Genomic DNA, 24,717 nt, shown 5'->3' on the forward strand with positions numbered 1-24,717 from the left:
CTCAGTCCGCGTCGTCCTCCGCGACGGTCTGGAGGATCTGCTCGCCGTACTTCGCGAGCTTGTTCTCGCCGACTCCGCTCACCGACTCCAGCGCGGCGAGCGACCCCGGGCGCTCGGTGGCGATCTGCCGCAGCGTCGCGTCGTGGAAGATCACGTACGCGGGCACCCCCTGCTCTTTCGCGGTCGCGCCCCGCCACGCGCGCAGCCGCTCGAACAGCCCGGCCGCCTCCGCCGGCAGGTCGGCCGCCTCGGCCCGGCCGGCCCCGGAGCCCTTCGACCGCGCCGCCTTCGCCGCCCGCGCGGGCTCGGTGCGCAGCGGCACCTTGCGACCCCGGTACAGCACGTCGTCGGCGTCCTCGGTGAGCACGAGCGTGCCGTAGTCGCCCTCGACGGCGAGCAGCCCCTTGGCGAGCAACTGCCGTACGACGCCGCGCCACTCGTGCTCCGCGAGGTCGGCGCCGACGCCGAAGACCGACAGCGAGTCGTGGTCGTGCTGGATGACCTTGGCCGTCTTCCGGCCCAGCAGGATGTCGACGATCTGGCCGGCGCCGAACTTCTGCCGCCGCTCGCGCCGCAGCCGGACCACCGTCGACAGCAGCTTCTGCGCGGCGACCGTGCCGTCCCACGACTCCGGGGGCGTCAGGCACGTGTCGCAGTTGCCGCACGGCGAGCCGCTCTGGCCGAAGTAGGCGAGGAGCTGCGAGCGCCGGCAGTCGACGCTCTCGCAGAGCGCCAGCATCGCGTCGAGGTGCGCGCCCGCCCGCCGCCGGTGCGCGTCGTCGCCCTCGGAGCCGTCGATGAGCTTGCGCTGCTGCACCACGTCCTGCAGCCCGTACGCCAGCCACGCGGTGGACGGCAGCCCGTCCCGGCCGGCGCGGCCCGTCTCCTGGTAGTAGCCCTCGACGGACTTCGGCAGGTCGAGATGGGCGACGTAGCGCACATCGGGCTTGTCGATGCCCATGCCGAACGCGATCGTGGCGACGATCGCCACGCCCTCCTCGCGCAGGAAGCGCGACTGGTGCTCGGCGCGTGTCGCCGCCGGCAGGCCGGCGTGGTACGGCAGCGCCTCGATCCCGTTGCGTACGAGGAACTCCGCGGTGTCCTCCACCGACTTGCGCGACAGGCAGTAGACGATGCCCGCGTCGCCCGCATGCTCGGTGCGCAGCAGCTCCAGGAGCTGCTTCTTCGGCTCGCGCTTGGGCACGATGCGGTACTGGATGTTGGGCCGGTCGAAGCTCGCCACGAAGTGCCGCGCCTGCTCCAACTGCAGCCGGCCGGCGATCTCCGCGTGCGTGGCCTTGGTCGCCGTGGCGGTCAGCGCGATGCGCGGGACGTCCGGCCAGCGCTCGGACAGCGCGGACAGCGCCAGGTAGTCGGGCCGGAAGTCGTGCCCCCACTGCGAGACGCAGTGCGCCTCGTCGATGGCGAACAGCGCGATCGTGCCGCGGTCGAGCAGCCGCAGCGTGGACTCCACCCGCAGCCGCTCGGGGGCCAGGTAGAGCAGGTCGATCTCGCCGGCGACGAACTCGGCCTCCACCATCCGGCGCTCGTCCGGGTCCTGCGTCGAGTTCAGGAAGCCGGCGCGTACGCCGAGGGCGCGCAGCGCGTCGACCTGGTCCTGCATGAGGGCGATCAGCGGCGAGATCACCACGCCCGTGCCGGGGCGCACCAGCGCCGGGATCTGGTAGCACAGGGACTTGCCGCCGCCTGTGGGCATCAGCACGAGGGCGTCGCCGCCACCCACCACGTGGTCGATGATCTCCTGCTGACCCTCGCGGAACGACTCGTAGCCGAAGACCTTGCTGAGGACTCGAAGCGCCTCGGTGGAACTCATCGGGCGAGTTTATGCCCCGCCGCCGACACCGCGCCGGGCGGTCGGCCGGGCCGGACGCGTCCACGGCTACGCCCCGGCCACCGCGCGCAGGGCGCGGTCGCGGTACTCCCGGGGCGGCATCCCGTACGCCGCGCGGAAGGCCCGGCTGAAGGCCGCCGCCTCGGCGAAGCCCCAGCGGGCGGCTATCCGGTGGATCGGGGTGGCACGCAGCGCCGGCTCCGCGAGGTCGCGGCGGGCGCGCTCCAGGCGCTGCCGACGGACGGTCTCGGTGACGGAGGTCTCGTGCGCCTGGAAGAGCCGGTGCAGATAGCGGGTGGAGATGTGGTGCGCCGCGGCGATGACGTCCGGCGTCAACTCGGTGTCGTGCACGTGCTGCTGGATGAACGAGCGGATGCGGAGCAGCAGCGTCTGCTGCCGCGTCTCCGGCTCCAGCGGCGACTCGGCGTCCAGCAGGTGCCCGATCACGGCGGTGACCAGCTCCAGGGTGACGGCCCCCAGCCGGGGCACGTCGGCCGGGCGGTACGCGCCGGGTTCCTCGGTGAGCCGGACCAGGAACCCGGCCAGCAGCCCGGCGACCCCCTCCCCGGCGGGCAGCCGCCGTCCGTCCAGCACGTCGGGCCGGTGCGCGGGCAGCGGCAGCAGTGCCCTCGGGACGGCGGCGACCACGCCGCGGAACGGGCCGGTGAGGCCGGTCGCGAACGGCTGCGACCCGCTCACGTACAGGTAGTCCGGCCGGCACTCCACCCGCCGCCTGCCCAGCTCCAGCCGCACCGTGCCGCGCACCGGCACGATGACGTGGTACGACTCGGAGTCGTCGGCCGGGGCCGGCCGGGCAGCGGTCATCCGCAGCGACGTCACCTCGGTCGCGCACACCTGCGCGACGCCCAGGTCGATCATCCGCAGCACCGAGGCGCAGCCCTCCGCCGCGTCGGCCTGCACCTCGACCGGTTCCTGCGACCGCGTGGCGCACTCCCGCCCGGCCCCCGGGCGATCGCCCTCGTCGAGGTGGTCGCTGCGGAACTCCTGCACGAACATGGCTTTCCCCCCGTGGCCGGCTCCCGGCCTGCACCGCCGCCGCCGGCAGGCGACGGGAGAGGACGCTAGGCCGGGCGGTGTCCGGCGGGCAAGGCGCACGCTGCCCAGCCGGCGCGGCCGGGCTGTGCACGGTGCACAGCCCGGCCGGCGCCACCGGTCGCTCGTCTCCGACCCGGCGAGGGCTCCGTGGGACGGGAACGCCCGGGAGTCCTCCCGCGCGACGGCGGGAGGGCTCCGCGGGCCGGTACGGCTAGAGCGTGAAGCCGGCGGGGAACGGGTCCGCGGGATCGAGCAGGTACTGGCCCATGCCCGTGATCCACGCCCGGCCCGTCACCGTCGGCACCTGCGCCGGCAGCCCCCCGACCCCGGTCTCAGCCTCCAGCCGGCCGGTGAACACCGTGCCGAGCAGCGACTCGTTGACGAAGTCCGCCCCCAGCCCCAGCTCCCCGCGCGCGTACAGCTGCGCCATCCGCGCGCACGTGCCCGTGCCGCAGGGGGAGCGGTCGAACCAGCCCGGGTGGATGACCATCGCGTTGCGCGCGTCGGCGCCGCCGCCGGCGGCCGGCGCCGTCAGCTGGACGTGCTTGCAGCCCGCGATCCCGGGCTCGGCCGGATGCACCGGCCGGTTCTGGTCGTTGATCGCGGCCATGATCGCCATGCCCGCGTCCAGCATCCGCTCCTTCTCGGCCTTCGCGAACGGAATGCCGAGGCTCTCGATCGGCAGGATCGCGTAGAAGTTGCCGCCGTACGCCATGTCGTACGTGACCCGGCCAAGACCCGGCACCTCCACCGCGGCGTCCAGCTCCAGCGCGAACGACGGCACGTTGCGGAACGTCACCGACTCCGCCCGCCCGTCCGCGACCGCCACCTCGGCGACCACCAGCCCCGCGGGCGTGTCCAGCCGGACCTCCGTGACCGGCTCCGTGACCGCCACCATCCCGGTCTCCACCAGCACCGAGGCGACGCCGATGGTGCCGTGGCCGCACATCGGCAGCAGCCCGGAGACCTCGATGTAGAGCACGCCGTAGTCGGCGTCCGGGCGGGTCGGCGGCTGGAGGATCGCGCCGCTCATCGCGGCGTGCCCGCGCGGCTCGTTCACCAGCAGCTGCCGGATGCCGTCCAGGTGCTCGGCGAAGTACGCGCGGCGCTCGGCCATGGTGGCGCCGGGAACCACCCCGACGCCGCCGGTGATCACCCGGGTCGGCATGCCCTCGGTGTGCGAGTCGACGGCCGTGAAGTAGCGGGAGGCGCGCATGTCACACCCCCGCCGGGCGGGCGCGGACGGCTCGGTCGGACGGGTCGTGCGGGTCGTGCGGCCTGGGGCTCATGACGGTCTCTCCTTCGCGTGGCGGTCCGGCTGGTACGGGGCCGCGGCGGTCACGGCGGTCACGGCGGTGTCGTTCCCGGCTCTGGGCCGGAGGGCGGCGGCGGCTCCGCCAGCTCGCCCAGCCGGACCGGGGACGCGAGGGGGCGGCGCGCGAACGCCGCGGCGTCCGCGGAGCCGGTCAGGCAGGCGACGTTGGGGCCGCAGACCCGGCCCTGGCACGGCCCGAGCCCGGCCCTGCTGACCAGCTTCACGGCCCGTACCCCGAGCGCTTCGCGGTCCTCGACCGAGCGGCACAGCTCGCCGTACGAGACCTCTTCGCACCGGCAGACGAGGGTGTCCTCGCGCAGCCACGTACGCCACCCGTCCGGCACCGGGTACGCCCGCGCCAGCGCGGCGGCGAACCTGCGCCCGGCCCGTACCCGCCGCAGCGCGTGCACCGGGGGCGCCGGGCGCGCGCCGAGGAGCCGGGCCGCGGCGACGCCGGCGACCTCGCCCTCCGCGGCTGCCAGGTCCGCGCCGCCGACGCCCGTCAGCTCGCCCGCCGCGAACACCCCCGGCACCGACGTCGCCTGCGCGGCGTCCACCGCGACGAACCCGCCGGCCAGCGCGCAGCCGACGGCGACCGCCGTCTCCAGCTGCGGCTCGAAGCCGAAGCCGACGCACACCGCGTCGACCGCCATCCGGCGCTCGCTGCCGGGTACGACCCGCCAGCCGGCGTCGAGCCGGGCCGTGGTGACCTCCTCGACGCGGTCCGCGCCGTGCGCGGCGACGACGGCGGCGCGGCGCCGGTACGGGATGCGGCGGCGGGCCAGCAGCGCGGCGTAGCCGGCGAGTTCGCCGAACTTGCGGCGCCCGGCGAGGACGTCCGCGGGCCGGCGCAGCCAGGCGGTGACCGGCTCCGCGGCCTCCAGCACCCCGGCGACCTCGGCCCCGACCGCCGTCAGCGACGCGGCGACCGGCAGCAGGAACGGCCCGGTGCCGGCCAGCAGCACGCGCTCGCCGACGCGCACGCCCTGCCCCTTCGCCAGCGCCTGCGCGGCGCCGGCGGTGAAGACGCCGGGCAGGTCCCAGCCGGGGAACGGCAGCGCCCGGTCGTACGCCCCGGTGGCCAGCACCAGCGCGCGGGTCTCGACGCTGCGCCCGGTGCGGCCCGGCCCGTCGGCGGGCCCGGTGCGCAGGTGCACCCGGTGCCCGCCGCCGGGCACCGGCTCCAGCGCCCAGACCACGGAGTGCGGCAGGTGCTCCACGCCGGGCGGCAGCGGGAACCGGTCACGGCCGGTGCGGAAGTCCTGCCGGTGGTACTGCCCGCCCAGCGCGGCGCCGGAGTCGACGAGCAGCACGTCGACGCCGAGTCCGGCGGCGGCCCGGGCCGCGGCCATCCCGGCGGGCCCGCCGCCGATGACGACGGCGGGGGCGGCGCGGGGCGCGCCGGTGCGGGGCGCGCCGGTCCGGTCAGGGTCGGTGCCGCTCCCGACGGTGTGGCCGGCTGTGTGGCCGGCTGTGTGGCCGGCGGCCGGGCGGTCTGTGCCGGCCCGGCCGTGCGCGGTGCCGTTCGCGGTGCGGTGCGCGCCGGTGGCCTCCCCGTCGCCGGTCACGACGGCAGCTCCGCGCCGTCCTGGGTGCGGATGTCGTCGCCGTCACGGACGAGCCGCTGGCAGGCGCGGACGTCGGGTGCGCCGTTGACCACGACGAGGCAGTCGTGGCAGACGCCGATGCCGCAGAACACGCCGCGGGGCCGGCCGCCGCCGCGGGTGGTCCGCCAGGAGACCCGGCCGAGCGCCAGCAGCAGCCCGGCGACGGTCCGCCCGGGCTCGGTGACCAGCTCCGCCCCGTCGACCCGCACGGTCACCGGGCCCCCGGCCGCGTGGTCCGTACCGGATCGGGCCGCGTGGTCGGCACCGGATCCGCCCGCGTGGTCCGTACCGGATCGGGCCGCGTGGTCGGCACCGGATCGGGCCGCGTGGTCCGTACCCGATCCGCCCGCGTGGTCCGTACCCGAACCGCCCCCGTGGTCAGCACCCGAACCGGCCGCCCCGATATCCGCCGGGCGGCCCCCGCGGGCACCTGCCCCGCGCTCCGCTCCCGGCCCCGGCGCTCCCGTACCGCCGGCCCTCGTCCGCCTGTCCCTACTCCCGCTCATCCGCCGCCTCCCTCATGACCCCCGGCCGGTCCACCCGGAACGGCGCCGCGGCCACCTCCGGCGTGCCGCCCGTGAGCAGGTCCGCCAGCATCCGCCCGGTGCCGGCCGCCAGGCCGATGCCCGCGCCCTCGTGCCCCGTCGCGTGCCAGAGCCCCGGGCGGCGCGGGTCTTCGCCGATCACCGGCAGGTGGTCCGGTACGTACGGACGGAAGCCGCCGTACGCGCGGATCACCGGCACTCCGGCGAGCACGGGGAACAGCCCGGCCGCCTTGCGCGCAAGCTCGCGCAGCACCGCGACCCGCACCGTCTCGTCGAACCCGACCCGCTCCCGGCTGGAGCCGACGAGCACCGTCCCGGCCCGCGTCGCCTCCACCACGGTCGACGTCTGCAGGTCGGCGCTGCCGCCGGCCACCGCGCCGACGTAGTCGGCGTCGTACACCTTGTGCCGCACCGTGCCCGCCGGCAGCGCCGCGGTGACGAGCACCATCCCGCGCCGCGGCAGCACCGCGACCGGGGCGCCGCTGGCGGCGGCGAAGTGGCCGGCCCACGGGCCGCAGGCGTTGACGACCGCGCCGCACGGGACCGTGCCCCGGTCGGTGCGCACGCCGTCGACGGCGCCCGCGGCACCGACGGTGACCCCGAGGGCGGTGACGCCGGGGCGCACCCGGCCGCCGCGGGCCCGTACCGCGGCCAGCAGGGCGGTCGTCGCGAGCACGGGCTGCAGCTGGCCGTCCTGCGGGTAGTGCACGGCCGCCGTCACGTCCGCGGTCAGGTGCGGCTCCAGCTCGCCGGCTTCGGCGGGGCTCACCGGCTCCGCCCGGACGCCGGCGGTGCGCTGGGCGGCGGCGAAGTCCGCGAGGGCGTCGGCCGCGACGGGGGTGGTGGCGACGACCAGGCCGCCCTTGGCCTCCCACTCCGCCTCCGCGCGCTGCGGGCCGAGCAGGTCGTGCAGCGCGGCGAGGAGTTGGGGCCAGCGGCGGCGGGAGTCCCGGGCGAGGGCCAGCTCGGGGCCGGGTGCCTTGTCGGACACCAGGACGTTGCCCTCGCCGGCGGCGGTGGTGCCGCTCGCGGGCGCGCCGCGGTCCAGCACCGCCACCGAGAGCCCGGCGGCGGTCAGCGCCTCGGCGCAGGCCGCGCCGATCACGCCGGCGCCCACGACCACGACGTCGTACGCCACCTGCCACCACCTCTGTTCATTAAAACGAACGACAACGAGCGTATGGAGGGCGCTGATCGGGGGTCAAGCCTCTGCGTCGGGCGGGTGTGGTGCGTTCTGCCGTGGCGCCGGCACGGCGCACGAGGCGACGGGCGGGACCGGGTGCGCGGCGGCCGGGTACTCCAGCATCAGCACCGAGAGCACCGGGCCGCCGACGGTCTCGTAGACGTGCGGGCCGGCCGCCGGGAAGCAGACGTAGTCGCCGGGGCCCAGCTCGTACGGCGCCTCCGGCGGACCCACCCGGAGCCGCCCGGACGTGACGACGACGTGCTCACGGCCGGGGTGGCCGGCGGAGTGCTGCACCGCGCCGGGGCGCACCCGCTGGTCGTACAGCTCGACGACCGTGTCGGTGAGGTCCATGCGGCGCAGCATCCGCAGGTCGACCGCGTCGCTGCTGAGCACGTCGAGCCCGGCCGAGCGCACCAGCAGCACGTCCGGGTCCGCGCGCTCGGTGAGCAGCGACGACACCGGCACCCCGAGAGCGTTCGACAAACTGAACACGGTCTCGATCGTGGGGTTCCCGGTCCCGGACTCCAGCTGCGACAGCGTGCCCTTGGCTATGCCGGAGGCGCGCGCCAGTCCGGAGAGGGTGAGCCCCGCCCGGGCGCGCAGCGCCCGCAGGTTGGCCCCGAGCACCCGGCCTGCCTGTTCCCGTACCACCGGACCTCCTCGACGCCCACGTGCGCGAGAGGCTACCCCGCGCCCGGCGAGGCGGCGACGGGCGTATTCACTATTCGCGTATCGTCGCTTTCATTGGTCGGCCCATTGGCGCGGAGAGTTTTTCCCCAATTCCCCGTGCATAAAGGGTCGTTGTTTAACCCAGGGGTTGTCGTGTGCATGCCCCGGATGTTTTCATGGCCGATCGGACAACGCGCACAATCCCTGATCCCCCACACCCACCCCCCACCTGAAGGAGACCAGGATGGCAGCACATCCGGGTTTCGGCCGCCGCGCTCTGCTGCGCGGCGGACTGACCGCCTCCGCGGCCGGAGCGCTCGGGCTCGGCGCGGCGGGGCTCGCGAACGCCGCGCCCAGGTCAGCGACCGCGTCCGCGCCCGCCGCGGCCCCCGTCCCGCTCCGCGGCGCGCGTTCGCTCGCGGCCCCCGAGCCGCGCATCTACAGCACCGCCGAATGGGGTGCCCGGCCGCCGGAAACCGACATCGTCATCCTCGACCACGTGCCGACGTACATCGTCGTCCACCACACCGCGGAACCCGGCAACAGCGAGGATTACTCGCTCGAACACGCCATGGAAATCTGCCGGTCCATCCAGAACTTCCACATGGACGGCAACGGCTGGGGCGACACCGGCCAGCAGTTCACCATCAGCCGCGGCGGCTACAACCTCGAAGGCCGGCACGAGAGCCTGGACGTCGTGCGCGGCGGCACCCAGCACGTGCAGGGCGCCAACGTCGGCGGCCACAACAGCGAGGTCATCGGCATCGAGAACGAGGGCCTCTACACCGAAGTCGACGTGCCAGCCGCGCTGTGGGACTCGCTCGTCGCGATGGTCGCCTGGATCGCCGGGCAGTACGGGCGGCCGGTGGAGAACATCATGGGCCACCGCGACTTCAACTCCACCGAGTGCCCCGGCGAGGTGCTCTACGGGCGCCTGCCGGAGCTGCGCGAAGCGGTGGCCGGGGTGCTCGGCGTCCCGGCCCCGGCCCGGACCGCCGTCTGGCCGCTGCTGCGGCCCGGCGACAGCGGCCCGACGGTACGCGCCGCGCAGCACCTGCTGCGCGCCCGCGGGTTCACGGGGCTGCGGGCCGACGGGATGTTCGGCCCGTCGACGAAGGCGGCCGTGGCGAAGCTGGCCGAGATGAGCGGCGTCGAGCGGCACTCGTGCTCGGCGGAGATCCACAAGAGCGCCGACGAGACCGGCTACCTGGGCTCGGACATCTGGCCGCTGATCACGCCGCGCGGGCGCGCCGGGGACGGCGAGGTCGCGAAGGCCCTGGAGGCGCTGCAGGGCCGCGGCAAGCGGGCGCCGGCCGGCCGGAAGCTGGACGCGACGGTGTGGAAGCAGTTGCTGTCCTGACGGCCTGGTCCCGTACGGACCGAGCGCGCGGCGGCCGTCGCGTACGCCCCCGGAGGGCGGCGCGGCGGTCGCCTTCGTCAGCGGCGGCCTGTGACGTACGGCCGGAGCTTGTCGGCGAGGGCCTCGCTCGTGACCAGCTGGAACTCCGTGGCCGGGTAGAGGGCAGACTCGGGGCACGTCTGCTCGGGGGTCGTCGTGCCGTCGAGGGCGAACTTCGTTACCAGCGCGCCCGTGCGCGCCTCGAAGACACGGAATATGTAGCGCGCGCTCTCCACGTCGACCACGCCGTCGCCCGAGTTGTTCGAGCCGCCGAGGTAGGTGCAGGTGCCGACCTTGTGACTCGGGTAGTCCCAGTCGTCGTACTGGCAGACCACCAGCTGGGTGTCGTTGTTCGCGAAGTCCGCCGTCCAGTCGTCCGGCAGCTGCGGCGGCTCGCTCTCCTCGACGGCGATGTCGTCGCTGAACAGCACGGCCGGATGCGGCCCGGGTCCCTTGTAGGCCGGGCCGTCGGGAAGGTACGCCTTCACCTTGCCGGCCTCGAACGGCTCCGCGAAGTCGCAGACCTCATCGGCGCTCCGGACGACCTGGCTCGCCGGCGGAGGCGTGCGCGGCAGCGGATCGGGCGAGGGGGGCGGGCTCGACGCCTTCGCGTCCCCGCCCGCGCTCCCGTCCCCGCGCCGGTACACGTCCCCGTCGGGCCCGGTGCAGGCGGCGGGCCCCGCCAGTCCGGCGACGGCGAGCAGAACGAGCCCGGCCACCCCGCGCCGCGTACGTCCCACGATGCCCGCTCCTCCCGCCACGCCCCCATGATCCGTCCGCACCATACCGCCCCCGACCCGGGACGGGTCCCCGTCCACAACGGTGATTCGCGCGCACCTGCCGCCGAGGTCAACCACTGGTGCCATCTTGGTGGTTGGGTTGGGGGCGAGCAGTGCCGGAGGGTGTGGTCCGGCACGGAGGGAGGAGCGCCGTGGAGCCGCTGGCGGCTGGGGACCCCGCGCGGGGGGGTGACTTCGTGCTACGTGGCCGCCTGGGCGCGGGCGGCATGGGGGAGGTGTTCCTCGGCCGGTCGCCCGGCGGGCGGGCGGCGGCGGTGAAGGTGGTGCACGCCCATCTGGCCAGGCAGCCGGAGTTCCGGCGCCGGTTCCGCCGGGAGGTGGCCGCCGCGCGGTCGGTCAGCGGCGCGTACACCGCGCCGGTGATGGCGGCGGGCCCGGAGGACGATCCGCCGTGGATCGCCACGCTGTACGTCCCGGGCCCCTCCCTGGCCGACGCCGTGACGGCGGCCGGGCGGTTCCCGGAGGGCTCGGTGTGGCCGCTGGCGGCCGGGCTGGTCGAGGCACTGCAGGCCATCCACGCCGAAGGGCTGCTCCACCGCGACCTCACGCCGGCGAACGTGCTGCTGGCCGCCGACGGCCCGCGCGTGATCGACTTCGGGATCTCCCGGGCCCTGGACGGCACCGTGCTGACCGGGACCGGCGCGACGATCGGCACACCGGGCTTCATGTCCCCGGAGCAGGCCCAGGACGGCGACGTCCGGCAGGCCGGCGACGTCTTCTCCTTCGGCGCCGTGCTGGCCTACGCCGCCGGCGGCGCCGAGCCGTTCGGCCAGGGCGCGCCGCTGGGCGTCCTGCACCGGGTGGTCACCGCGGAACCGAAGCTGGACGGGGTGCCGGAGCGGGTACGTACCCTCGTCGCCGCGTGTCTGGCCAAGAACCCGGACGACCGGCCCACCCCCGCGGAACTCCTCGGCCTGATCGCCGCGGAGTGGGACCCGGGCGACGACTTCCCGGCCGCGCCGCCGTGGCCCGAGGCCGTGACTGCCCTCATCCAGGCCCGCGCGACACCGGCCACCGCGCGCGGCACCGAGCGCGACTCGGCGCGCGGGACGGAGTCCGGCACCGCCCCGCCGCCGTACGAGGCGCCCACCATGACCGCGCCCCCGCCCTACACCCCCACGCAGCCGGCCGAGGAGGAAGCCCGACCGGATCCGCAGCCGGATCCGCAGCCCGCCTCCGGCCGCCGCCGCACGCCCAGAGCCGACCGGCCCCGCGCCCTGAACCGCCGCCAGCGGCACGCGCTCCGGGCCACGAAGTCGGGCGACTATCCGGAGGCCGAGCGGCTGGTCGCCGCACTCGTCGCGGACCGCATCCGGGTGCAGGGGCCCGACCACCCCGACGTCGTCAACACCCGCCAGCACCACGCCTCGACGCTCATGGACACGAAACGGTACGCGGAGGCCGCGGAGATACTGGCCGACGTCATCCCGGCCCTCCAACGACAGCGCGGCACCGACGACCTCAACACCCTGGGGGCCCGCCGGCAGTACGCCGAGGCCCTCGGGAACACCGGGCTCCCGGAGGAAGCCCTGCGGCTGCTGGCCGACGTCGTCCCGGACCACGTACGCCTGTGCGGCCCCGACCACCCCGACACGCTGCTCGCCCGCCACATCCAGGCCCTCAACATCGCCGAGACGGGGGACTACGCGCAGGCCGCGCGCCTCTTGTCCGTCCTCCTCGACGACCGGATCCGGGTGCACGGCCCCGACCACGTCAAAACCCTGGTCGCCCGCATGTTCCACGCGCACTTCCTGGGACTTGCGGGGGACCACGCGGAGGCCGCGCGACTGCTGGCCGCGCTCATCCCCGACCAGGCCCGGGTGCTGGGGCCCGACCACCTCCAGACCCTGGACGCCCGCGGGTCCCGCGCCCGCAACCTCGGAGCGGCCGGGGAGCATGCGGAGGCCGCACGCGCGTACGCGGAGCTGGCCGCCGACCGCGTACGCGTCCTGGGGCCCGACCACTACGACACCCTGCTGGCCCGCTTCCACAGCGCGTGGGAGCTGGGCGCGGCGGGGGAGCACGCCGAGGCGGCGCGGCTGCTGGCCGGGGTAGCGGCCGACTGGGCGCGCGTCATGGGTGCGGACCACGTCTGCACCCTGAGCGCGCGCCACTCCCATGCCCATCACGTCGGTGCGGCGGGTGACCACGCCGAGGCGGCGCGGCTGCTGACCGGGGTCGCCGCCGACTGGGCCCGCGTCCAGGGGCCCGATCACCCCGATACCCTGGCCGTCCGCGGCCACCACGCCTATCACCTCGGTGCGTCGGGGGAGCACGAGGAGGCCGCACGCCTGGAAGCCGAACTGGCCGCCGACCGGGCCCGTATCGGAGAGAGGGCGGTCTGATCGCCACGCGGCACCCCGGTCGGCGTCCGGCGCCGACCGCGTCCCCGTTCAGGCGCCCGGCGGCGGGGCCGCCGGCGACGGCGTCAGGTCGCCGGCGCCGCCGGCCACCACGGGCTGCGGTCGCGGATCCCGGCCTGGGCGCGGGTGACCAGGCCCGGGTAGGACTTGCCCGGATACCAGGGGGAGGTCGGCAGGGCGTCGAAGCCCGGCACCTGCTCCATCTGCCGTACCATGCGCCAGCGCGTCGCGCGGTCGGGCAGCTCGCCGCGCATGGCGCCGACGTTCTCGGTCAGGTGGTCGGGGTTCGACGTGGCCGGCAGCACGGCGGTGACGGCCGGGTGGCCCAGGGCCCACTTGAGGAAGTACTGCGCCCAGTTGGCGGCCCCGAACTCCGCCGCGAGGCCGGGCACTTCCCGGTCGCCCACCACGTGGTGCAGGCGCCCCTTCTCCAGCGGCATGTTCACCAGCACCGCGACGCCGTTGTCGGCCGCCGCCGGCAGCACGCGCTCCTCCGCGGCACGGGTGCGTACGGAGTAGTGCACCTGGACGAAGTCGACGTCGCCGCGCTCGATCCAGTCGGCGAGCACGTCGAAGTACGCCGGCTCGTGGTGGGTGACGCCGATGGCGCGGATGCGGCCCTCGGCCTTCCAGGCGTGCAGCATCGGCAGGACGCAGTCGATGTTCACCAGGCTGTGCACCTGGACGAGGTCGAGCGGCCGGCCGCGCGCGAGGCGTTCCATGGAGCGCTCCAGGCTGGCCAGCGCGTGCGCCTCGTCCCACAGGAAGTCGCCGGTCGACCAGATCTTGTCGGCCACGAACACCCGGTCCTGGAAGCCGGCGAGGGCGGCGCCGGTGTTCGTCTCGGCGGCGCCGTAGAGCGGGGACGTGTCGACGATCCGGCCGCCCGCCTCGTAGAACCGCCGGACCACCTCGGCGAGGTGGCCGGTGGGCGCGTCCGGGAGGGTGTCGAAGGTGGTGAACGTGCCGAGCCCGACGGCCGGCAGCCGCTCCCCGGTGCCGGGCACCTCCCGGGTGATCAGCTCCCGCCGGCCGGGTGCGCCGGGCCGGCCGTGCGCCCCGGCGGGCCCGGCATGGACCGCGGTCGCGGCACCGGCCGCCGCCGCGGCGGCGGCCAGTCCGCCGGTGACCTTGAGCACGCGGCGCCGGGTGGCGCCGGTGGCCGCGTTCGTCGTGCTGTCGTCAGTCGTCATGGCCAACTCCCATCGGTGGCGGGGCACTTGCCGCTCGGAGCGTAAGTCGGCCTCCGGGGAGAATGCACAGACCGGTTTGGTCTGCGGATATACCCTGAAGGTATGCCGCTGGACCTACGCCTGATGCGCTACGTCATCGCCGTCGCCGAGACCGGCGGGTTCCAGGCCGCCGCCGAGCGGCTGCACATCGCCCAGCCCCCGCTCAGCCGCCAGATCCGGCAGCTGGAGGACGAGCTGGGGGTCGCCCTCTTCGAGCGCCGGCCGACCCGGCTCACCGGTGCCGGACAGGCGTTCGTCGACGCCGCGCGGGAGACCCTGGCCGCCGCGGAGCGCACCGTCGCCGTCACCCGCCGCGCCGCCCGCACCGCCACCGGCACCGTGCGCGTCGGCTACGGGCCGACCACCGCGCACGCCGAGATGCCCCGGCTCCTCGCCGCCCTCGCCGAGGCGCACCCGGAGGTGACCGTGGAGGTGGTCGAGGCCTGGGACCCCGAGCTCGTCGACGGCCTGCGCACCGGCGGCCTCGACGCGGCGCTCGGCCGCCACCTGCCGACCCCGCCCGACTGCCGGGCGCTGACGCTGCGCACCGAGCCGTACGTGGCCGTGGTGCACTCCGGCCACCGGCACGCCGCCCGCGGCGCGGTCGCCCTGCGCGACCTGCGCGGCGAGACCTTCCGCTTCCTCGCCCGCGACCTGGCGCCCGGATACCACGACGCGGTCCTGGCCGCCGCCCGCAGCACCGGCGAGGACTTCCCCGTCTGGCACAACCCGGTCCCCGGGCTGCGCAACCATCTCGGCGTCCTCACCGACGGCTTCATGCTGCTGCCCCGCTCCGTCGCCGAGCACCTGCTGCCCGGCGCCGCCCGGCTGACCGTCACCGACCCGCTGCCGCCCGTACCACTGCGGCTGGTCCACCGCGGCGCCACGGACGCCCCGGCCCTCGCGGCGCTGGTCCGTACGGCCCGTGGCCTCGCCGCCGCCCGGGGCTGGCAGGCCGACGGGACCGCCGACGGCGCCTGAACCGCCGCGCCCGCCCACCGGGCCGCCGAACCGGGTCCGGGACCCCTCCGCGACGCCCCTGGCCTGCGTTCATGTCGTTGAAGAATAAATCAGTCCGCTTCGGGCTTTCCCGCCAATCCCCACGACAGAAAATCAAGTCAGCACCAAGGGGCGCGCTCCATACTTCCGGCGAGAGGTGCGAGTCGCTCACACCTCCTGTCGATCCGCAACGGATCCCGCTGAACCCGTGGCGGGCCGAGGCCAACGGCTCCCGGTCCCGGCCCGCGACGGTGACCGCACGGACCTTCCACGTACCGGGTGACACGACCTCGGGACGGGACCTTCCGTTCGCCACGACCTCACCCCGAATCCCGCAGGCCACACCGCCGTGGCGGCGGCGTAGCGGGGCGCACACAATCACAGTTCGATGGAGGCAGCTTTCATGGTGAGTCGGCGCAGGGTACTCGCTGCGGGTATGGCCACAGCGTGCACGGGGGTTACCGGAGCCGCGTTGATACCACTGGCCACGACACCGGCCGGCGGGGCCGAGCCGGCCGGCGCGCAGCCGGCGGCGAAGGCCGGGGCACTTGCCGTCACGCCCTTCACCCAGCCCATGCCGCGGCCCACGGTGCTGTCGCCGGTGTCGACGGGCGACGGCACGGACGTCTACGTGATGACCATGCAGCCGGCGACCGCGGAGATCCTCCCCGGCATCCAGTCGCAGGTGCTCACGTTCAACGGCAACTTCCCCGGGCCGCTGATCAAGGCGCGCCAGGGCCGGCCCGTCGTGATCCAGCAGCGCAACCGGCTCGACGTGCCGGCGTCGGTGCACCTGCACGGCGGGGAGGTGGACCCGGAGCACGACGGCCAGCCGATGGAGACCATCGCCCCGGGCGAGGACCGTACGTACTACTACCCCAACACCCAGCCGCACGCCTCGCTCTGGTACCACGACCACGCCCACCACATCGAGTCCGAGAACGTCTACCGCGGTCTGTCCGGCCAGTACCTCCTCACCGACGACGTCGAGGCGGCGCTGCCGCTGCCCACCGGGGAGTACGACCTGCCGATCGCCATCCGCGACGCCAACGTGGACGCCACCGGCCTGCACTACACGATGGGCGACCGGGAGCGGTCCACGATGATCGCCAACGGCAAGGCGTACCCGTACGTCGAGGTCGCCGCCCGCAAGTACCGCATCCGCTTCCTCAACTGCTCCAACCAGCGCTTCATGGAGCTGGGCCTGGAGGACGGCGGCGAGATGATCCAGATCGGCTCCGACGGCGGGCTGCTGCCCCGCCCGCACCCCACCGCCAGCATCCCGCTGTCCGCCGCCGAGCGCGCCGACGTCGTCATCGACTTCTCCCGCTACGCCGTCGGCAGCAGCGTCGTGCTGAAGAACACCGGCGGCTTCGGAGACCCCGAACTCGTCGGCCAGGTACTGCGCTTCGACATCGTCCGTACCGCCGAGGACGACAGCAGCGTCCCGTCCGTGCTGCGCGAGCTGCCCCCGCTGCCCCAGCCGACCGCCGAGCGCACCGTCACCCTGCGGATGGACGAGGACGGCCGGCCGAACCCGCAGGCGTACATCGACGAGAAGCTCTACGACCCGGACCGGGTGGACCAGCAGATCCGGTTCGGCGCCAGCGAGATCTGGACGGTGCAGAACCTCAACCAGGTCGCCCTGCACAACTTCCACATGCACCTGGTCCAGTTCCGCGTCCTGGAGCGGGGCGGCCAGGCCCCGGGCCCGGCCGAGGCCGGCCTGAAGGACACCATCAACCTCCTCCCGAACGAGACGGTCAAGCTCCAGGCGACGTTCGACACCCACCGGGGCTCGTACGTCTACCACTGCCACATGCTGGACCACTCCGCGATGGGCATGATGGCGACGATGAAGATCAGCTGACGCCCGGCCGCCACCGGCCGGAGGGGCGGGGCCCCTCCGGCCGGTCGCGCGGCCGGGCTACTCCGGCGGGTGGGGCCTGGCGAGGGTGCAGGCACCGTCCGCGCAGCGGCGTTCCAGCCGGCCGCGGGAAACGCTCTGCGCGAGGCCGGCCAGCCAGCAGGTGGGACAGCCGCGGAAGGCGATCAGGGCCGGCGGGGCCGCCAGCAGGGCGGCCGGGCCGACCACGGGCAGCAGGGCGACCGAGCCGGCGAGCAGCCCGAAGCCGAGGGCGCCGCACGCCAGTTGGCGGCGGACGGACGGGACGGCGGCGTCCGCCCGCGGCGCGGGCCGCCCGGGACCCGCGGTGTTCACGGGCTCGACAGTGCTCGCGGGCTCGACGGTGTTCACGGGCTTCACGGTGACGTGTCTCCTTGGGTGTTCGCCGTCAGTGAGTGCCGCAGCGCCGCGCGCGCCCGGTGCAGCCGGGACTTCATCGCCGCGCCGCTCAGCCCGAGCGCACGCGCGACGGTCTTGCCGGGCAGGCCGTGCACGTCCCGCATGATCAGGACCTGCCGCTGGTCGCGGGGAAGGGCGCAGACCGCCGCCGCGATCCGCTCCGCCTCCAGCCGGTGTAGCACCGCGTCCTCGGCGGACGGTTCCGTGGCCGCCTCCGGCCCGGCCGGTGTCTCGTCGCGCCGCGAGACGAGCAGCCGCGCCTGCCGGAGGCATTCGTTGCGTACGATCCGGAACATCCACGAGGCGAGCGCACCGGTGGCCCGCAGGGTGCCGATCTTCCGGTAGAGGACGATCAGCGCCTCCTGCGCCGCGTCCTCCGCGTCCTGCGGCGAGGCGCACAGCGACAGGGCGAACCTGCGCACATGCGGCCGCGACTTCAGGACGACGTCGGCGAGCGAGTCGGCGTCGCCGTCCTGAGCGGCCTTGACCAGCCGCTCGTCGGGCCAGGGGAAGCGTCGGTTCACTGGGCTCGTCGGCTCCGGCTCCTGGAGCGCCGCACCAGGTGCCAGCTGCATGCGCCCACGAGCAAGGCTCCGATCGCCACGAGGCCGGTGACCATCATGGATGTCTCCTCCCGGTTTCACCGGCCCGTTCGGCCGGTGCATGGACAGCGGTACACGGATAAGAGAGCGGCGGGCCCCGAAAGGATTCACACTCTCACCCGACTGCGCGCGCAGCGCTGGTGCGCCCGGCGGGCGTGATCCAGGCTCGGATACGGACCCCGGGCGTGGACGAGCCGGACGCCGGCCTCCTCGTCACCGGCGCGCGGGGGCGCGGCGGCTTCGCGCCCCTGACCCGGCGTATCCCACGGCCCTCGGACCCGGAAAGGGGACCATGCACACCTCGCTCACCCCCACCGCGCTCGCGGAGCTGCGCGAGCGGCGCCCGTACCCCGCCGTGTCGCTCACGCTGCCGACGGACCGGCGCGCGCCCCGCAACGCCGAGGACTCCGTGCGGCTGCGCAACGTCCTCGCCGAGGCCGACCGGCAGCTCGAACGCGACCCCGGCGTGACCCGCGCGGCCCGCCACGAGATCCGTACGCAGCTCACCGCCGCCGCCGACGAGACGGACCTCTCCCGGGCGCTGGACGGCCTCGTCGTCCTCGCCACCGTGGGCGAGCACCACGTGTATGCGCTCCCGCGCGCCGTCCCCGAACGGGTCGTACTCTCCGAGACGTTCCTCACCCGCAACCTGGTGGCGGCCTACGCGGCGCAGCGCCCGTACTGGGTGCTGTCCCTGGCCGCCGACCGCGTCACCCTCTGGAGCGGCTCCGGCCGGCACGTCACCGAGGCTACCGGCGGGGGCTTCCCGATGACCAGAAGCCTGGAGAACCCCGACGTGGAGCGGGAGGAGCGGATCGGGGACACGCCCAGCACGTTCCGCGACGAGGAGGTCCGCCACTTCCTGCGGGACGCCGACGCGGCGCTGCACGCCGTGCTGCGGAAGGACCCGCGGCCCCTCTACACCACCGGCGAGGACGCCGCCCTCGCCCTGCTCGCCGACGCCGGCACCGCCGCCGCGACCGCCGTGCACATCCACCACGGCGGCCTGGCCCACGGCCCTCCGGACGCGGTCGCACGGGCCGTCGCCCCCGCCCTGGACGCGGCGGCGCGCCGCGAAACCGGCGCGGCGATCGAGGCCCTGGACGACGCCAGGGGCCGCCGGGCCTTCGCGGGCGGCGTGGACGAGGTGTGGGCGAAGGTCTCCGACGGCCGCGTCCGCCGCCTGGTCGTCGAGGAGAACTACCGCATCACCGTGCGCCCGGCGGACGACGACCACCTCATCCCCGCCGAGGACGACGACCCGCGGGCGCGCCACGACATCGTGGACGAGATCGTCGAGAAGGCACTCGACACCGGCGCGGAGGTCACCTTCGTCCCCGACGACGCCCTCGCGGACCACGACCGGATCGCGGCGGTGCTGCGCTACTGAACGGCGGCGAAATCCGTTCGCACCGTCGGCGATGACTTTCGGCGCGCCGTGCCGTCGTAAAGGATGACCGCACGCGGCGGGGGCAGAGCCCCGCCCGACACCACCGGACCAGGAGCTATCGATCATGCGTACTCTGATCAGCACCGCCTTCGTCTCCCTCGACGGCGTCGTGGAAGCCCCAGGCGGCGAGCCCGGTTACCGCAACTCCGGCTGGACCTTCAAGGACGTCGAGTTCCTCCCCGAGGCGTACGAGATCAAGGGCCGGGAGCAGGAGGAGTCCGACGCGCTGATGATGGGGCGGGTCAGCTACGAGGCGTTCAGCCCGGTCTGGCCGGGCATGGAGGAGTTCGCCCGGTACAAGGTCCTGCCGAAGTACGTCGTCTCCACCACCCTCGCCGAGGACGACCTCGTCACCGACTGGGGCGACATCACCATCCTGCGCTCGATGGACGACGTCGCCGCGCTGAAGGAGACCGAGGGCGGCCCGATCATCGTGCACGGCAGCGCCAGCCTGAACCACAGCCTCTCCGACGCGGGCCTGATCGACCGCTACCACCTGCTCGTCTTCCCGCTGCTGCTGGGCGCGGGCAAGCGGCTGTACAGCGACACCTCCAAGGACACCCAGAAGCTGAAGCTGGTCGAGCACGAGGTGTACGCCAACGGCCTGCAGAAGAACGTCTTCGACGTCGTCCACTGACGACGTGCGCTGCCCCCGATCGATGTCGTCACGCGCGTTACGCCCCGGACCCGTCAGGCCAGCAGCACCTCGGCCCGGCGGGTCCGCGCGTACAGCACGCTGCGCCCGGTGCGGGGACGACACCGGGGGCGACCGGCGCCGGTATCCGACGGCGGCGGGGCTGGCCCTGCGGGATGCGGCGGCGCAGGGCGTGCTCACGATCAGATGTCGAAGTACGCCCTGGCGACGGCGTAGCTGTCCTCATAGAGGTGGTAGCGGGTGATCCGCCCCTCCCGGACCGTGACGTGCAGGGCGAACGCGGTGTCGATGTCCCGGCCCGTCTTCTTGACCTCGGAGACGATGCGCCCGAGGAGCACCACATCGTCGCCCTCGGCGATGACCTGGCGGACGTCGAACACCTTGGCCTGCACATGGGTCTGCAGCAACTCGAAGAACGTCCGCATGCCCGCCGCCGAGTCCACCTCCGGTACCCACGGAATGCCCGGCGGGTGCGGGATCGAGAACGACACCGAGTCGGCGAACAGCGCCGCCGCCTCCGCGGTCTTCCCCTCGGCGAGCAGCGGGAACAAGCGTTGTACGGTCGGCGCCGGTGACCCTGCTGTCATGCGCACCGACCTTACCTTTCGGACTTGCCGGGCGGCCCGTCAAGCACTGACCTCAGCTGAGCTCCTCGGCGAGTCCGACCACGATGCCCTCCGGGCCGCGGACGTAGCAGAGCCGGTAGACGTTCTGGTACTGCACGATCTCGCCGACGAGTTCGGCACCCCGGGCGCGTAGGCGGGTGACGACGTCCTCGATGTCATCGACGGCGAACATGGCGCGCCGCAGGCCGAGGGTGTTCGCCGGGGCTTCCTGCGGCTCGGGGACGATGGCCTTGGGCCGGTGGAACTTCGCCAGCTCCACCCGCCCATGGCCGCCCGGGACGCGGAGCATGGCCACGTCCTGCCGGACATCGTCAAGCCCGATCACCTGTTCCGCCCCGCGCCAGTCGAGCGGGCCCCTGCCCTCGAGTTCCATGCCGAGTTCGACGAAGAACGCGATGACCGCGTCGAGGTCGTCGACGACGATGAGGACGTTGTCCATCCGCTTGATGGCCATGGCCGGGCCTCCCTTGTACGGCACGCCACGATAGCCGCTTCGCCGGCGGAGAGCGGCAGGACCGTGGTGCGGCCGGCGACACTCGGCGCGGACGGTTCGACGGGGACGTTCACCGACGAGGAGGGGAACTGTGCTGGTAGGAGCGGAGGTCCGGGGGCGCGGTGGACCTGGGCGGTACTTCGGGGTGACGCCAGCCCTCAGGGGTGGAGGGGGGGTAACCCCTACCAAGGCCGGGGGAAACCCGGATCGTGCCGGGGCCGGGTGATCCGTAACTTCGGGGGTGCCATCGCAACAGCGGTGCACACCGACCTCGGAGGACCCCGTGATCCAGCTTCCCAGCCGCCCGGCCGTCGCGGCGTTCGCCCGGTTCGTGGTCTGCGGTGGCGGCGTCGGGCTCGCCTCCAGCGGCGCGCTCGTGCTCCTCGACGGCGCGCTGCCGATGATGGTCGCCAACGCCCTGATCACCGTGGTCTCGACGCTGCTGGCCACCGAGTTGCACGGCCGGGTGTCGTTCCGCAGCGAGCGCGGCGGGTGGCGCGTACACCTGCAGTCCGCGCTGACGGCCGCCGTGTGCTACGCCTTCACCACCGCCGCGCTGCTGGCGCTGCACGCGGTGCGGGCGGACCCCTCGGTGGTCACCGAGCAGACCGTCTACCTCTCCGCGTCGGCCCTGGCGGGCGTCGGTCGCTTCGTGGTCCTCCGCGCGGTGGTCTTCGCCGACGACCGCCGTGACCGCCGTGACCGCCGTGACCGCCGCGTCCGCCGTGCGCCGGCGCTCGCCAAGGCGGCCGTGACGATGGCCGCGTAGCGCCGCGGGCCCGACCGCGGCGGGCGCGGTCTCAGCAGGTGGAGTGGAACAGCCCGCCCACCGGGCCGGCCGCCGCCAGGGAGTTGTACAGCTCGACGGCCTCGGGGGTGGGTGCCACGTGCACCTCGACGCCCTCCTCCGCGAGGAGCGCCAGCGTCTCCGGCATCGTCTTGAGGCGGCGGTCCATGCCCTCGCTGAGGACGATCACGGTGGCGCCGTGGGCCAGCAGTTCGCGGGTGTCCTCCGGGCGGATGCCGGGCTCGTGGCGGGTCCCGTACTCGTTCCAGTCCCACGCGTGGCCGCCGCCCGGGAACAGCTTGAAGTCCTTGCCCTCGCCGATCCCCTCGACCACCATCCGCCCCCATGACAGGTGTGTGATCTTCGGTGAGTGCTCCATCGGGGTCCTCCGGCGGCCTGGGCGGGGCGACTTCGCGCCCATCGTAGGCCAGCCCATCCCAGGCTGCTGGAAGCCGCCGGGGCGTGCACAAGCCGCCGGGCCGGCCCCCTCCGCGGGGGCCGGCCCGGCAGGGTCAGGCGGGGGTCAGCTCAGCTCGAAGCGGTCCAGGTTCATGACCTTGTCCCACGCCGCGACGAAGTCGTGCACGAACTTCTCCTTCGCGTCGTCGCTCGCGTACACCTCCGCCAGCGCGCGCAGCTCGGAGTTCGAGCCGAAGACCAGGTCCGCGCGGGTGCCGGTCCACGTGACTGCGCCGGTGGCCGAGTCCCGGCCCTCGAAGATCTGGCCGTCGCCGTTGGCGGACGACCACGTGGTGCCCAGGGCGAGCAGGTTGACGAAGAAGTCGTTCGTCAGCGTGCCCGGGGCCTCGGTGAGGGCGCCGTGCGGGGACTGCTGGTAGTTGGCGCCCAGGACGCGCAGGCCGCCGACGAGGACCGTCAGCTCCGGGGCGCTCAGGGTGAGCAGGTTCGCGCGGTCGAGCAGCAGGTACTCGGCCGGGAGCCGGTTTTCCTTGCCCAGGTAGTTGCGGAACCCGTCCGCGGCCGGCTCCAGCGCGGCGAACGACTCGGCGTCCGTCTGCTCCCGGGTGGCGTCCGTACGGCCCGGGGTGAACGGGACGTCGACCTCGACGCCGCCGTCCCTGGCCGCCTTCTCGACGCCCGCGACGCCGCCGAGGACGATCAGGTCGGCCAGCGAGATCCGCTTGCCGCCGGACTGCGCCGAGTTGAACGACTCCTGGACGCGCTCCAGCGTGCCCAGTACGCCCGCGAGCCGGTCGGGGTCGTTGACCTCCCAGCCGCTCTGCGGCTGCAGGCGGATGCGCGCGCCGTTGGCGCCGCCGCGCTTGTCGCTGCCGCGGAACGTCGAGGCCGACGCCCACGCCGTGGAGACCAGGTCGGAGACCGACAGCCCGGACTCCAGCAGGCTGGTCTTCAACGCCGCGACGTCCGCCGCGTCGACCAGTTCGTGGTCGACCGCCGGCACCGGGTCCTGCCAGATCAGGGTCTCGTCCGGGACCTCCGGGCCGAGGTAGCGCACCTTCGGGCCCATGTCGCGGTGGGTCAGCTTGAACCAGGCGCGGGCGAACGCGTCCGCGAACGCGGCGGGGTCGTCCTTGAAGCGCCGCGAGATCTGCTCGTACGACGGGTCGAAGCGCAGCGCCAGGTCCGTCGTGAGCATCGTCGGGGCGTGCCTCTTCGAGGAGTCGTGGGCGTCGGGCACGGTGTCCGCGCCGGCGCCGTCCTTCGGCCGCCACTGGTTGGCGCCCGCGGGGCTCTGGAACAGCTCCCACTCGTAGCCGAAGAGGATCTCGAAGAAGCTGTTGTCCCAGGCGGTGGGGGTGTCGGTCCAGATGCCCTCCAGGCCGCTGGTGATCGTGTCACCGCCCTTGCCGGTGCCGTGGCTGTTGGCCCAGCCCAGGCCCATGGCCTCGATCGGGGCGCCCTCGGGGTCGGGGCCGACGGCGTCGGCGGGGCCGTTGCCGTGGGTCTTGCCGAAGGTGTGGCCGCCGGCGATCAGGGCGACGGTCTCCTCGTCGTTCATCGCCATCCGGCGGAACGTCTCGCGGATGTCGCGGGCCGCGGCGACCGGGTCGGGACTGCCGTTGGGGCCCTCGGGGTTGACGTAGATGAGGCCCATCTGCACGGCGCCGAGCGGGCTTTCCAGGTTGCGGTCGCCGCTGTAGCGGTTGTCGCCGAGCCACTCGGTCTCGGGGCCCCAGTAGACGTCCTCCTCGGCCTCCCACACGTCGGCACGGCCGCCGGCGAAGCCGAAGGTGGCGAAGCCCATCGACTCCAGCGCGACGTTGCCGGAGAGGATCATCAGGTCGGCCCAGGACAGGCTCTGGCCGTACTTCTGCTTCACCGGCCACAGCAGCCGGCGGGCCTTGTCGAGGTTGCCGTTGTCCGGCCAGCTGTTCAGCGGCGCGAAGCGCTGCTGGCCGGAGCCGGCGCCGCCGCGGCCGTCGTGGATGCGGTACGTACCGGCGCTGTGCCACGCCATCCGGATGATGAACGGGCCGTAGTGGCCGAAGTCCGCCGGCCACCAGTCCTGCGAGGTCGTCAGCGCCTCGGCGATGTCCCGCTTGACCGCGGCCAGGTCCAGGGTCTTGAACGCCTCGGCGTAGTCGAAGTCCTCGCCGAGGGGGTTGGAGACGGCCGGGTTCTTGGCCAGGATCTTCACGTTCAGGCGCTCGGGCCACCACTGACGGTTGCCGCCGCCCTGGGTCGGGTGCGGCGCGCGGCCGTGCGCGACGGGGCAGCCTTCCGCCCCCTCCAGGTTGGTGTCGGTGACGTGTGCATCAGGCTTGTCGGCCATGAATATCCTTCCGGACCATGC

At 74.2% G+C, this 24,717-nt stretch carries 22 protein-coding genes; 7 read left to right on the forward strand and 15 right to left on the reverse strand.

Annotation, left to right across the window (positions count from 1 at the left end; genetic code table 11):
• Position 1: 1 nt before the first annotated feature.
• The 7 genes from recQ to T328_RS01035 form a co-directional block, all read right to left on the reverse strand.
• Positions 2-1,834 carry a DNA helicase RecQ gene (gene recQ, locus T328_RS01005; protein WP_496493856.1) on the reverse strand — a complete coding sequence of 611 codons (1,833 nt, stop codon included), beginning with the start codon at positions 1,832-1,834 and terminating at the stop codon, positions 2-4.
• 66 nt (positions 1,835-1,900) lie between these two features.
• Positions 1,901-2,869, reverse strand: a complete 969-nt coding sequence (locus T328_RS01010; RefSeq protein WP_496493857.1) for a helix-turn-helix domain-containing protein — start codon at positions 2,867-2,869, stop codon at positions 1,901-1,903.
• A 250-nt stretch (positions 2,870-3,119) separates the two neighbouring features.
• Entirely contained in the window at positions 3,120-4,124 is a 1,005-nt protein-coding gene (locus T328_RS01015; protein ID WP_496493858.1) for a proline racemase family protein, read from the reverse strand.
• 131 nt (positions 4,125-4,255) lie between these two features.
• Positions 4,256-5,791 (reverse strand): FAD-dependent oxidoreductase, encoded by a 1,536-nt coding sequence (locus T328_RS01020; RefSeq protein ID WP_496493859.1) that lies wholly within the window; start codon positions 5,789-5,791, stop codon positions 4,256-4,258.
• On the reverse strand, positions 5,788-6,045 hold the full coding sequence (locus T328_RS01025; RefSeq protein WP_496493860.1) for a (2Fe-2S)-binding protein: 258 nt from the start codon (positions 6,043-6,045) through the stop codon (positions 5,788-5,790). The genes T328_RS01020 and T328_RS01025 overlap by 4 nt, the downstream gene beginning before the upstream one ends.
• Before the next feature lie 277 nt (positions 6,046-6,322).
• Positions 6,323-7,513 (reverse strand): NAD(P)/FAD-dependent oxidoreductase, encoded by a 1,191-nt coding sequence (locus T328_RS01030; RefSeq protein ID WP_496493861.1) that lies wholly within the window; start codon positions 7,511-7,513, stop codon positions 6,323-6,325.
• 63 nt (positions 7,514-7,576) lie between these two features.
• Positions 7,577-8,212 (reverse strand): helix-turn-helix domain-containing protein, encoded by a 636-nt coding sequence (locus T328_RS01035; protein WP_496493862.1) that lies wholly within the window; start codon positions 8,210-8,212, stop codon positions 7,577-7,579.
• A gap of 262 nt (positions 8,213-8,474) precedes the next feature.
• Here T328_RS01035 and T328_RS01040 point away from each other — a divergent pair, with 262 nt between their 5' ends.
• The gene (locus T328_RS01040) at positions 8,475-9,590 is read left to right on the forward strand and encodes a peptidoglycan recognition protein family protein (RefSeq protein ID WP_496493863.1); all 1,116 of its coding nucleotides are present in this window, start codon (positions 8,475-8,477) and stop codon (positions 9,588-9,590) included.
• A gap of 77 nt (positions 9,591-9,667) precedes the next feature.
• Here the strand turns inward: T328_RS01040 and T328_RS01045 are convergent, their stop codons facing one another.
• On the reverse strand, positions 9,668-10,369 hold the full coding sequence (locus T328_RS01045; RefSeq protein ID WP_496493864.1) for a hypothetical protein: 702 nt from the start codon (positions 10,367-10,369) through the stop codon (positions 9,668-9,670).
• A gap of 236 nt (positions 10,370-10,605) precedes the next feature.
• Between T328_RS01045 and T328_RS01050 the strand changes: the two genes are divergently transcribed.
• Positions 10,606-12,774, forward strand: a complete 2,169-nt coding sequence (locus T328_RS01050) for a serine/threonine-protein kinase (protein ID WP_496493865.1) — start codon at positions 10,606-10,608, stop codon at positions 12,772-12,774.
• 83 nt (positions 12,775-12,857) lie between these two features.
• Here T328_RS01050 and T328_RS01055 read toward each other — a convergent pair whose 3' ends face one another.
• Complete coding sequence (locus T328_RS01055) at positions 12,858-13,985, reverse strand: aldo/keto reductase (RefSeq protein ID WP_496493866.1); 1,128 nt, start codon at positions 13,983-13,985, stop codon at positions 12,858-12,860.
• Between the two features lie 102 nt (positions 13,986-14,087).
• On the opposite strand from T328_RS01055, the gene T328_RS01060 reads away from it, so the two are divergent.
• Both T328_RS01060 and T328_RS01065 read left to right on the forward strand, forming a co-directional pair.
• Positions 14,088-15,005, forward strand: coding sequence for a LysR family transcriptional regulator (locus T328_RS01060; RefSeq protein ID WP_496493867.1), 918 nt, complete (start codon positions 14,088-14,090; stop codon positions 15,003-15,005).
• Between the two features lie 421 nt (positions 15,006-15,426).
• Complete coding sequence (locus T328_RS01065) at positions 15,427-16,893, forward strand: multicopper oxidase family protein (protein WP_496494290.1); 1,467 nt, start codon at positions 15,427-15,429, stop codon at positions 16,891-16,893.
• Between the two features lie 57 nt (positions 16,894-16,950).
• Here T328_RS01065 and T328_RS01070 read toward each other — a convergent pair whose 3' ends face one another.
• Both T328_RS01070 and T328_RS01075 read right to left on the reverse strand, forming a co-directional pair.
• A complete protein-coding gene (locus T328_RS01070; protein ID WP_496493868.1) occupies positions 16,951-17,289 on the reverse strand; it encodes a hypothetical protein in 339 nt (112 codons plus the stop codon).
• Positions 17,286-17,852 carry an RNA polymerase sigma factor gene (locus tag T328_RS01075; protein WP_496494291.1) on the reverse strand — a complete coding sequence of 189 codons (567 nt, stop codon included), beginning with the start codon at positions 17,850-17,852 and terminating at the stop codon, positions 17,286-17,288. The genes T328_RS01070 and T328_RS01075 overlap by 4 nt, the downstream gene beginning before the upstream one ends.
• 370 nt (positions 17,853-18,222) lie before the next feature.
• On the opposite strand from T328_RS01075, the gene T328_RS01080 reads away from it, so the two are divergent.
• Both T328_RS01080 and T328_RS01085 read left to right on the forward strand, forming a co-directional pair.
• Positions 18,223-19,320: a baeRF3 domain-containing protein gene (locus T328_RS01080; protein WP_496493869.1), complete on the forward strand. Its 1,098-nt coding sequence runs from the start codon at positions 18,223-18,225 to the stop codon at positions 19,318-19,320.
• Between the two features lie 124 nt (positions 19,321-19,444).
• Entirely contained in the window at positions 19,445-20,017 is a 573-nt protein-coding gene (locus T328_RS01085; protein WP_496493870.1) for a dihydrofolate reductase family protein, read from the forward strand.
• 200 nt (positions 20,018-20,217) lie between these two features.
• Here T328_RS01085 and T328_RS01090 read toward each other — a convergent pair whose 3' ends face one another.
• Both T328_RS01090 and T328_RS01095 read right to left on the reverse strand, forming a co-directional pair.
• Positions 20,218-20,622, reverse strand: a complete 405-nt coding sequence (locus T328_RS01090; protein ID WP_496493871.1) for a nuclear transport factor 2 family protein — start codon at positions 20,620-20,622, stop codon at positions 20,218-20,220.
• Positions 20,623-20,674: 52 nt separating this feature from the next.
• Positions 20,675-21,115 carry a VOC family protein gene (locus T328_RS01095; RefSeq protein ID WP_496493872.1) on the reverse strand — a complete coding sequence of 147 codons (441 nt, stop codon included), beginning with the start codon at positions 21,113-21,115 and terminating at the stop codon, positions 20,675-20,677.
• A 322-nt stretch (positions 21,116-21,437) separates the two neighbouring features.
• On the opposite strand from T328_RS01095, the gene T328_RS01100 reads away from it, so the two are divergent.
• Positions 21,438-21,923, forward strand: a complete 486-nt coding sequence (locus tag T328_RS01100; RefSeq protein ID WP_496493873.1) for a GtrA family protein — start codon at positions 21,438-21,440, stop codon at positions 21,921-21,923.
• Between the two features lie 31 nt (positions 21,924-21,954).
• On the opposite strand, the gene T328_RS01105 is transcribed toward T328_RS01100, so the two are convergent.
• Both T328_RS01105 and katG read right to left on the reverse strand, forming a co-directional pair.
• Positions 21,955-22,320: an Mth938-like domain-containing protein gene (locus T328_RS01105; RefSeq protein WP_496493874.1), complete on the reverse strand. Its 366-nt coding sequence runs from the start codon at positions 22,318-22,320 to the stop codon at positions 21,955-21,957.
• Positions 22,321-22,464: 144 nt separating this feature from the next.
• Positions 22,465-24,696, reverse strand: a complete 2,232-nt coding sequence (gene katG / locus T328_RS01110) for a catalase/peroxidase HPI (RefSeq protein WP_496493875.1) — start codon at positions 24,694-24,696, stop codon at positions 22,465-22,467.
• Positions 24,697-24,717: the final 21 nt, after the last annotated feature.

The sequence above is a fragment of the Streptomyces sp. CNX435 genome (assembly GCF_059570575.1).